The organism is Marinilabilia sp., from assembly GCF_016278715.1.
GTDB lineage: Bacteria > Bacteroidota > Bacteroidia > Bacteroidales > Marinilabiliaceae > Marinilabilia.
In genome coordinates this window covers 1-10,679 of sequence record NZ_JADQBH010000321.1, presented here as the reverse complement: position 1 = coordinate 10,679, position 10,679 = coordinate 1, and the positions used below count along the sequence as shown (strand labels likewise).

Annotated in this window: 9 protein-coding genes; 5 read left to right on the top strand and 4 right to left on the bottom strand. The window is 41.5% G+C overall.

Going from position 1 to position 10,679, the window contains the following annotated elements:
• The coding region (locus QZZ43_RS19375; protein WP_291862794.1) for an RluA family pseudouridine synthase at positions 1–554 on the top strand (554 nt) is incomplete at its 5' end.
• A 14-nt stretch (positions 555–568) separates the two neighbouring features.
• Here QZZ43_RS19375 and QZZ43_RS19370 read toward each other — a convergent pair.
• From QZZ43_RS19370 to QZZ43_RS19355, 4 genes are all read right to left on the bottom strand, one after another.
• Positions 569–1,042, bottom strand: a complete 474-nt coding sequence (locus QZZ43_RS19370; protein WP_291862792.1) for a flavodoxin domain-containing protein — start codon at positions 1,040–1,042, stop codon at positions 569–571.
• Between the two features lie 167 nt (positions 1,043–1,209).
• Positions 1,210–1,920: a hypothetical protein gene (locus QZZ43_RS19365; protein ID WP_291862789.1), complete on the bottom strand. Its 711-nt coding sequence runs from the start codon at positions 1,918–1,920 to the stop codon at positions 1,210–1,212.
• Positions 1,921–2,024: 104 nt separating this feature from the next.
• Positions 2,025–3,158: an AraC family transcriptional regulator gene (locus QZZ43_RS19360; RefSeq protein ID WP_291862787.1), complete on the bottom strand. Its 1,134-nt coding sequence runs from the start codon at positions 3,156–3,158 to the stop codon at positions 2,025–2,027.
• Between the two features lie 245 nt (positions 3,159–3,403).
• On the bottom strand, positions 3,404–4,465 hold the full coding sequence (locus QZZ43_RS19355) for a class I fructose-bisphosphate aldolase (RefSeq protein ID WP_291862785.1): 1,062 nt from the start codon (positions 4,463–4,465) through the stop codon (positions 3,404–3,406).
• A gap of 330 nt (positions 4,466–4,795) precedes the next feature.
• Between QZZ43_RS19355 and QZZ43_RS19350 the strand changes: the two genes are divergently transcribed.
• From QZZ43_RS19350 to QZZ43_RS19335, 4 genes are all read left to right on the top strand, one after another.
• Entirely contained in the window at positions 4,796–6,487 is a 1,692-nt protein-coding gene (locus QZZ43_RS19350) for a thiamine pyrophosphate-binding protein (RefSeq protein ID WP_291862782.1), read from the top strand.
• Positions 6,488–6,527: 40 nt separating this feature from the next.
• Entirely contained in the window at positions 6,528–7,850 is a 1,323-nt protein-coding gene (locus QZZ43_RS19345) for a 2-hydroxyacyl-CoA dehydratase family protein (protein ID WP_291862780.1), read from the top strand.
• A 10-nt stretch (positions 7,851–7,860) separates the two neighbouring features.
• Positions 7,861–9,813, top strand: a complete 1,953-nt coding sequence (locus QZZ43_RS19340; RefSeq protein ID WP_291862778.1) for an ATP-binding protein — start codon at positions 7,861–7,863, stop codon at positions 9,811–9,813.
• Between the two features lie 226 nt (positions 9,814–10,039).
• Positions 10,040–10,679 (top strand): hypothetical protein (locus tag QZZ43_RS19335; RefSeq protein ID WP_291862775.1); only part of this gene is annotated, 640 nt, incomplete at its 3' end.

Below are 10,679 nucleotides of genomic sequence, written 5' to 3'. Positions count from 1 at the left end.
ATAAACCGGGGGATGTATTTCTGGGTGTTGTGCATCGTCTTGACCGACCGGTGAGTGGTGTGGTTTTATTTGCCCGCACCAGTAAATCTTTGAGCCGGATGAATAAGATGTTTCAGGAAAAGGAGGTCAAAAAAACATACTGGGCTGTGGTGAAAGAATTACCTCCTCAGGATGAGGGTGAGTTGCGCCATTTTATGCTGAAGGACAGCAATAAGAATAAATCTTATGCTTTTCCGAAAAAGCGCCTTGGATCTAAGGAGGGAATTCTTAATTATCGACTTATCTCCAGTACTTCGAACTATCATTTGCTCGAAGTCGATTTGCAAACCGGCCGCCATCATCAAATTCGCAGTCAGTTGGCTAAAATAGGTTGCCCCATCAAGGGAGACCTGAAATATGGTTTTTCCCGATCCAACAAAGGTGGCGGGATTTCACTGCATGCCCGCAGGGTTGAATTCATTCATCCTGTGAAGCAGGAGACTGTTGTTATTGAGGCACCTACGCCAAAGGATGACAACCTCTGGAGGGAGTTTGAAAATGTGATGAAAGGGTGATCAATGAAGGCGCTTTAGGTCATACTCTGTGCCAGCGCTTTAATGTTTTCATACCTTAGTTTTGAAACGGTTTCATTGACTCCGGCAATTTTACGTGTCATCAATTTTTCCAGGAAATTCATTTTCTCAAAGAGGAATTCTCCGCCTACGCACTGGCAGCATTTTGCGTGATGTCTTAAAATTTCAGGGAAAGCCTTCTCGAATTGATTCATCGCTTCTTTTTCGTCCATGCAGCATAGAAAAATGCCAAGCGGTTTTTGAAGAAGAGAAGTGGTATTGCGTTCAATGAATTTTTGCAATGATGTTTGTATCATTCCTGCGTGAATAGAACCACCAACAATAATTTGATCGTATGTAGTGAGATCAATCTTATGGTTTTTCCCAGCGTCAAGCATAGTAACGTCATGCTGTGGCAAAAGAGTGGATAATTCGTTGGCCACCTTTTGGGTAGTTCCGTGCTTTGAAGCATAAATGATTGCTGTTTTCATGGTAGAAAGGTTTCGCATTTGTTCCTATTTAGTGCCAGCCAGAAAAATAAGGAATTTCAAGTCTTTGATAAGAAGGCGCCAAATACAAGTCTTTTGAAGTTCTTGAAACCAAGGGGTTTGCATTTTGTAAATAACTTTTTCTAAAACGATAACAACCTGTGACAAGACTATTTAAAACCTGAGCCTTTGAATTGATAAGTAATTCCGAATTTTGCAAAACTTGAGCCGGTTTCCTTAAATCCTGACTGATTGTAGAAATCTTCATATATCTGACTTCCTTTGTATCCTTCCACGTAAAAACCCAGTCGGGAACCATTCTTAAAGACGAAGGGTGTTGCGGCCATACCTAATGAGAAACCTGATGAAAATCTGTTTAGGTCGTATTCCGGTAGCCGGTCACCCGAGTCTGAAACATCCAGCATGTTGTATTGAATTACCGGACCAACCTTAAGCTCCAGCTGTCGGCCATGTTGTGGGTGATTGATTAGTCCAAAATTCCATGTCAGCGGCAACATTAACTGGGTTAATCCAAGGTCGCGTTCTCCGTGGAAACCATGTTCCGGGTCAGTATACGTAAAAGTTTGTGGGCTGTTCATGATGTCGATTCCGGTTTCCACAGCATTGTTTTTTATGGGTACCGCTATTCTGGCCCCCAAATTAAAACCGGTTTTGGTTGCACCACTGAAAGCATCAACTTCAGCTCCGGGTTCGTTAACAATATCCGTATTTTCTATTATTCCACCTACATTGCCCCCTGCCTGAATTTTTAATTCCAGACGTTTAGAGGAAGAATTATCCTGCGAGGTTTTGAGTGGCGATTTGCAACTGCCAATAACAAATAACGTTAGCAACAGGCCTGTGATGGTTCTTGTTTGCATAATTCTGTTTTTGATGCAAATAAAGAACAACCTTGTTTTCCGGAAGTCTCGTTTTTCAAAAAAGAGGGCTCATTTTTCATTAAAGGACCGGAAATGAAGTCTCATTATTCTGAGACCTGTCTGGCAAACTCGCCCGGTGTAAGGCCTGTGCGCTTTTTGAATACTCTGTTGAATGTGGCTTTGGAATTGAAGCCGCATTCATAAGCTATTCCCAGCAGGGTGAGGTTTTGTTTCTCTTTTTCTCTGCATTGATTTTTGAAACTATCTATGCGATATTGGTTGATGAAGTCGAAAAAGTTGGAATTTAGTTTGTTGTTAAGAATTCCTGATAAATATTCGGGCGACACGGATAAATGACTTGAAAGTTGAGCAAGGTTTAATTCTGGTTCCAGATGTGGTTGGTTTTGTTTCATGTGTTGGAGAAGCTGCTCAATAAACCTTTCCTCAGCCGACTCCAGTGGGCCGAGGTGTTTTTGTTTCTCTTCTTCTTCAGGGAGCGAGTGAATGCTGTGTGAGGAAAATATATTCCCCTGATGGAGCCCAAAGAATCCCAATACTAAAATATAAATGGAAGCAATGGTAAAACCTGTTATTTGCAAAAGCTGGTAAGGGAGGATGTTCAGAAAAAAGTCAAAAATGTAGGTCAGGCTAATGATCCCATAGAAAGCCATGGCTGTGCTCAGGACAAAACGAAGCCATTTCAGATTAAACTGGTCAATGGTGGAGAAGAAACTTTTAATTTTTCTGCGGTATCGATGAATGTGAATAAAAGAGTGAATTATGTAGGATTGTATAGAGATGAAAATGGCACTAACGATTACAGGATACGACCAGTGTTCTTTAAAGAGTTGTTCGGAATCGATTATGATTCTTTTCCCGGCGGGCAACCCGTATGTTGATAATCCTATAAGGAGGGCTACCAACAAAAACGGAACAATATGTGTTAAATGAATCGTTTTCAACCGGAAATTTTCACAGGTCAATGATTTTACATAGATCCACAGAAGAGGTCCGTGCAACAATATAAATGGAGTAGAACCATTGATGAGAGCAGGAAAGGGATATCCGTTACTCCGATTGTAGATTTCTATCCAACTAAAAAAGATGGTAAGAGCATTGAGCCATAAAATGGTGGCAAGTAAAATATCCGATATTTGTTTCTTCCGTTTGGAAAGGACAAGAATTCCCAGAAAAAGAGCCTCGAAAACCCCTATGATCAGTAGAAAATCAGCATTCATTTATATTGTTATGTTTGGTTTAGTGTAGTTGGTTTGGTTTTTCATTATAATTGAATGTGAGCAAATATAAAGGCTATTTGCGAAAAACAGAGGTTCTGAAATGATTTAAAATGATGCTGTCAAGTTAAAATTGGACACAACAGAATTACTGCCTCATGATGATGAGGTTCGATCCAAAGATAAAGATTCCTTTCCAGAATGGTCGGAATTCGGGATGAGACACGGTTTTGCGATTTCAATTTTTGTTACGCAACGGTAATATCCTTGTTAAGGTAAACATCCTGAATAAGGTTAAGCAATTCTATTCCATCTTTCATCGGACGCTGAAACGCTTTGCGTCCGGAGATAAGTCCTGTGCCTCCCGCTCTTTTATTGATAACAGCAGTTTTTGCTGCGGCTGCAAAATCTCCGGCACCTGAAGATGCTCCTCCGGAATTTATAAGTCCGATTTTCCCCATATAACAATTGGCCACCTGGTAACGACATAGATCAATGGGATGTTCGGAGCAAAGTTTTTTGTACATGTCTGGGTGCGTTTTCCCAAACTTCAGATCAGTAAAGCCTCCGTTGGTGGTTGGTAATTTTTGTTTGATGAGGTCGGCTTTTAAAGTAACTCCCAGGTGATTGGCCTGGCCTGTGATGTCGGCTGCGGTATGATAATCCTGTTTTTCTGTTTTGAAGTGGTTGTTTCGCGTATAACACCACAATACGGTCGCCATTCCTAATTCATGGGCTTCTTCAAAAGCTTCGGCAACTTCAATTATCTGACGGTTCGATTCTTCCGATCCGAAGTATATGGTTGCGCCTACTGCTGCTGCGCCCAGATTCCAGGCTTCCGAAACACTCCCAAACATAATCTGGTCGTACTTGTTTGGATAAGTCATGAGTTCATTGTGGTTGATTTTTACAATGAATGGAATTTTGTGGGCATATCTCCGGGCATGAAGAGCCAGCGCACCAAAGGTAGTCGCTACTGCATTGCAGCCTCCTTCAATAGCCAGTTTAAGTATGTTCTCCGGGTCAAAATAGTCGGGGTTTGGTGCAAATGAACTACCTCCTGTGTGTTCAATGCCCTGGTCCACCGGCAGAATGGAAAGGTAACCGCTGCCTCCCAATCTTCCATGATTGTAAATCCTTGAAAGGTTAATCAGGGTTTGCGGATTCCGGTCACTGGCACCAAAGACATTGTCAATGATTTCCGGCCCCGGCGTGGTCAGCCGCTCTTTGGATATTTTGGGTTTGCTAAACTCAAGTAATGAAGCATCATCACCAAGTAATTCCTGAATTTTCTTTGTGTTGTTTTTCATTGGTTTATTTTTTATTTGTTAGAGTTGTATTAGACTTTAGTTCTATGTTGAGTTTCAGGATCCTAAACTCCAATCCGGGTTAAGCTTAAATATAAGCAATTCAGGTCACGATGTCTAATTATTTGATGTAATCAAACCAGGTAATATGAAATTTCTCCTGACCCTGGTGATTTTTTTGTACTTTGTAATTGTCAGGTCAGGCTTTATTCTCCAGACTGGTCTTAAGATAGGTTGTGAAGTAATTTTATGAGGTAAACGAATTGGTTTTGATTTATTAGTAAAAGAGGAACCTGATTTTTTATACAATATCAATTAAAAAAGACTTAATCCATGAAGAAACGTGTAGTAAACATCATTGCAGAATTGATAATAAATGAAGGAGTTGAATATGTTTTTGGTGTAACCGGGAAAACCATTGCTCCTTTTCTGGATGCACTTCTCGACTATCAGGAAATTGATTTCATTGCCAGCAAGCATGAAAATGGGGCTGCCCTCATGGCTTATGGATATGCCCAACGAAGTGGCACAATTGGCGTTTGTTGTGGATCAACCGGTGGCGGCTCAACCAATCTGGCTACAGGAGTTGCTACTGCTTTTATGAACTCGGTTCCTCTGTTGGTAATAACCGGCCAGATAGCAACATCTGAATATGGGAAGGGTGCATTTCAGGAATCTACAGGGTGGGGGCAATCTATTGATACCGTAGACTTTTTTAGGTCTGTTACCAAGGAAAGTTTCTCTGCTGTAAATCCAGATATGATTGTGGAAACTATTCAATATGCTGTTCGGAGTGCTACATCAGGGAGAATGGGGCCAGTTCATATCAATATTCCTTTTGATATTCAACAGGCTGAGATTGAATATGAGCCTGTCAGTATTCAACCCAATATTATTTCGGGGAGTTCGTTTTTTGAAAGGGGGGTACTCCGGGAAACCCTCAATCTTATTGAATCATCTGAGGCTCCTGTTTTTCTTGTAGGTTGGGGAGCTGTGCAGTGCGGTGCAAACAAAGATATTCTGGCAATTGCAGAAAAACTTCAAATTCCAGTTGCCACCACTATTCAGGGAAAAGGTGCTTTGCCTTCTGAACATCCGTTGTGTCTGGGAGTAGTTGGTATCTGCGGACATGCTTTGGCCGCGGATTACGTTTTTGAAAAATCTGATTTATTAATAGCCGTGGGAACAAGCTTTGGGGAGTTTTCTACTTACAGTTGGGATGAGCGGTTTTTGAAAAAGAAGAAGATTATTCAAATTGATATTGATAAGCGGGAAATAGGAAAGAATTATCCTGTGGCTGTGGGTTTGAATGGTGATGCAAAAGTAATCATGCATCAACTGAGACAAATTGTGGGAAAGAATGGAACCCCGACTAAAGCAACGGGAGAGAAGGTGCTGTCTCTCATTAAATCTACCGGCCGTGTGCTTAATCCGCATTTGATGCAGGATAAGAGTGCTCCTCTGAAACCTCAAAGTCTTTTTGGGGTGGTTAGAGAGATGGCACCGGATAATACCGCTTTTCTGGCTGATTCCAGTTCACATTGGGCCTGGGCTATGCATTATTTATCGATTGGGACGGAAGGAAGTTTTTATCCAACGCTGGGGCTGGGGGCGATGGGCGCTTCAATCAGTTCTGCGATAGGTATTAAACTTAAGTCGCCCGAAACGCCTGTGATTTGTATTTGTGGTGACGGTTCTTTTCACATGGGAGGAAATGAAATTGCCACCGCAGGTCAATATAATATTCCTGTTATATGGATTGTTTTTAACGATTCGTGTTACAGTATGCCAAAGGCTTCTATTAAGAAGATGTTTAACAGGACTACCGGGGTGGAGCTGGGCAAGACAAATTTTGCGAAAATGGCTGAATCAGTGGGGGTAAAGGGTTACAGGGTGGATGATCGGGAAGCTTTTTCGAAGGCGCTCTCCGAAGCTTTGACCATCAACGAGCCGGTGGTTATTGACGTGTTGATTGATGCAGCAGAAATTCCTCCTATTGGGCAGCGAAAATTGACCGTTGAGTAGTGATCAAATTATTTTTGGCCAGTTACAAAAAACTAAATAAATGAAGAATTTTGATAAGGCTAGTATTATATCAAATGTAGCTTACAAAAAAAACAAAGCCCGGTTCCTGCCTCGTGACGAGCAAATGCAATTGAACAATGCAATGAAGCAGAAGATTGTGCGTTTTGCTTCGGAAATTGCCGCAGAAGAGAATCGTCCTCAAACCATGAAATTGTTCGATGAAATGATGAACGGTATGCACGGACAAAGGGTAAGAGATTTATACGCTTACCGCCGGGAAGGCAATCATGTCATGGCTTTGTTGTGTAATTCCATTCCTCCGGAATTAATTTATTCGCTCGGAAACTTTATTCCTGTGAGTGTTTGTATGGGAGCAGGGGAGGTAGAACCCTATGCGGACCAATACACCAGAGGGATGTGTAACGTGACCCGCTCCATGATTGGATTTTTGCACACGGGGATGTGTGTTTTTTTTAACCTTGCTGATTATGTGTTAGGGTCCGATTTGTGTCTATCGGTAAAAAAAGCAACGGATTTGGTTTCCCGGATTTCTGATGATTTTGAGGTAAATTGTCTGAAAGTCAGACGTGATGATGCCATTGGTTTTGATTTTGAGGGCTTTTATGAATGGGTCATGAAAAGTACTCTCGGAGCAGGTATTAATGTCGGGAAACTGATTGAATATTCCCGTTTGTTTTCTGATATCAGAGAAGAATACCGGGCTGTTTTGGAATTCCGGAAGCATTCTAATCCTCCTATCAACGGGAAAAATGGATTATGGATCCAGCAGCTGGCATTGGTTGAAGAGCCTGCAAAGTTGTTAGCAGCTCTAAGGGAACTGAAAGCCGAACTCAGTCGAAATGTTGCCAATAATGTGGGATACAATAAGGAAGGTCGTAAAAAGAGGGTGATGTTGATAACACCTCGTATTATGCCTCCCTTTGGGGAAATTTATCGCATTATTGAAAATGCCGGTGGACTGGTGGTTTGTGAAGAATCTGATATGGGAATCACAAATATTAGTTACGATTTTGAGGAATTTCAAAAATTGCTGGCAGGAAAGAATCCTGATATCAGGAAGGCCGTGAAATATATGATGGAAAGTGTGGATGAAAATTCAAGTTCCTGTGTGCCTACTTTTGATTTAGAGAAATTGGAACAAAAGATTAAAGAATACAGGGTGGATGTAGTTATCAACTATTCTTTCAAAAACTGCGATATCATGGAATCGAAAACAAAAAACATTAATGAATCGTTAAACAATAGCGGTATTCCATCTTTTCGATTGACAACCGATTATATGGAACTTTATGAAAAAGAACAGGAGTATGAAAACCTCATTTCCAGTTTCCTGAATCCTTAAAACCTAGTTTATGAGCATGCGAAAGGAACTTGACGACGCTCGAAAAAGAATTGAACTACTCCAAAAGCAACTTGCCGAATCAAAAGCCGGAGAAGAGGGGCTTCTGGAGCTTATAGGTTCATTGGATAGCCATATTTTTCGGTGTACAAAAGGGAATGATGGAAATTTTTACCCCAGCCTCAGTGAAGGGAAAATTGCTCATCAGTATAACATGAGAACTCATCAGGTGGTGGGCAAAACCCTGGAGGAGATAATGGGAGATGAGGCTTATCAGCAACTGAAGCCCTATTACACTGAGGCTTTTGAGGGAAGAACAGCAGAGTTCCGTGGGTTCTTTTTTAATCAGCATGTTTTTTCGGTGAAAGTAATTCCTGCAGTGAAAAATGAAGCAGGAGAAGTTATTGAAGTGGTTGGTATCACTCAGGATATAACTGACGCGTACAATTCGGAGATAGAAAGTAAAAAAATGTCGGATGTGCTAAACCGGATTATTGAATTCAATCCCTACAGCATACAAATTTTGGATGATAGAGGGTATCACGTCCGGTCGAATAAGGCTTTCATTAAGCTTTTTAAGACAGAACCCGATAAAGGTTGGTCGATACTAAAGGATGCTCAGATTCATGGTGGAGGCCTGCAGGAGCAACTCTCACGGGTTTTTAAAGGTGATGTGATTCAAACACCTCCTATTTGGTACAATGCACATCTGGTGGATGAAAAATATCCTGACAATCTGATATGTATTGGTTCGGTGATGTTTCCTGTTTTTCTTTCCGATGGACATCTGGAGTATATTGTCTTGATGCACGAAGATATAACTGACCGTATGAATGCACAGGAAAGTTTGCGGAAAAATGGAGAACGCATGAAACACTTGTTATCATCCAATCCGGCTGTGATCTATACCTCTGATGTTGTCCCTCCTTTTAAATGGACTTTTTTAAGTGATAATATTTCAACTCTTACCGGATTTTGGTCCTCCGAATTCCTGAACACTTCCCATTTCTGGGCCGAACATTTGCATCCCGAAGATAAGCTTAGTGCTATTAGTGCCATCGAAAGCACTTTAGTCCAGGGACATAATGTGATGGAATATCGTTTTCTCTGTAAAGACGGGTCGTATATCTGGATTATGGATGAGACTAAACTGATCTATGACGGGCACGGCAATCCGATAGAGATGATTGGATACTTTGTAGATATTACCAACCGTAAAAAAGCCGATCGGGAGTTAGTCCTGGCAAAAGAAAAGGCGGAAGAATCGGACCGTTTGAAATCTGCATTTCTTGCCAATATGAGTCATGAAATCCGAACCCCGATGAATGGGATTCTCGGTTTTGCTGATTTGTTGAAGGATCCGCATCTCACCGGAGAGGAGAAAGAAGAGTACGTGGGAATAATTCGAAAAAGCGGGCATCGGCTGTTGGGAATTATAAACGATCTCATAAATATCTCCAAGATCGAATCAGGACAAATGGATTTGAAATTTGAGCCTGTCAATATTAATGAACAGGTCGATTATCTTTTTAAATTCTTCTCGGCCGAAGCTATTGGGAAAGGCCTGGAATTCATTAAGTATTGTCCTGGCAATTATGACGAGGCGGTTATTTTTACAGATAAGGAAAAACTGTATGCCATCCTTACCAATATGATAAAAAACTCCATCAAATTTACCGACAAAGGAAGTATCAGATTTGGTTACAAAGAGAAAGGTGATTATTTTGAATTCTTTGTGAGTGATACGGGGATTGGAATCAGTAAAGAGAATCAACAAGCCGTTTTGGAAAGGTTTATCCAGGTTGACTCAGGCTATTCAAGTGGCTATGAAGGGGCCGGGCTGGGATTGTCTATTTCTAAAGCTTACATTGAAATGCTTGGTGGAAAAATTCGTATTGAATCGGAGTTGGGTAAAGGGAGTACCTTTTTCTTTTCCGTTCCGGCAACGACAGAAATACCGGAATAATGATAAAAAAGATTGCTTCGTTTCACCCCTCCTCGTCCCCTAGAAATGGTGTTCATTGCCAGGGTTTACCCCCCGAAGCAATCTCTGGTGGAATTGAATCGTTGGGTTTGTTTTAATTCTTTTCTTTTCAATCTCCCCGGAAGATGGTGTAAAAAAACACAAAAAAAGTAGGGTAAACACTTTTTCATGCGGTATCCATATAGAAAGCAAACTAAAAAAGAGAATTATGAAAAAGTTATTGTTTAGCCTGATGTTGGGATCCGCGATGATTTTCACGGGATGTAATGAGGATGATGAAATCATTCCTGCCAGCGATTTTGTAACACCTGATTTTAGTGTTACTGTTGAGTCAGTGATAACTACTGATGCCGCCATTCAGGACGCCATCGAATCGGCAGATTATGAAGTGGACCTTTTTTCCGGTACAGCAGAGTCCATTGACGGGCTGAGTGCTGATGCCGGAACTTACACCGACCTGAAGGCCGGTACTGGTGAGCAATACCGGAATCGTTATCGTCTGGGAGATGCTCCAGACGTTAACATAGAGCAGAATTCCGGGGATTTTCCAAAGACCATAACTCTCGATTATGGAGAGGAAACAGAATTGGAAAACGGAAGAATTATCAGTGGATTAGTAGAGATTGTTATCTCTGCACCCATGAATACAGAAGGGGCAACCCGTACGGTTACTTTTACCGACTTCAGTGTGGATTCTCTGCTGGTTAATGGCACCATTACCAAAACAGTGGTTAGTGTGGACGATGGTCGTGTGGTGCATATTGTACGTGACCTGGTGGTCACCTTGCCCGACGGCACAGAGGTTGAGTGTTATGCCGAACTGGAGCGTACCTGGAATCGTGGGATGG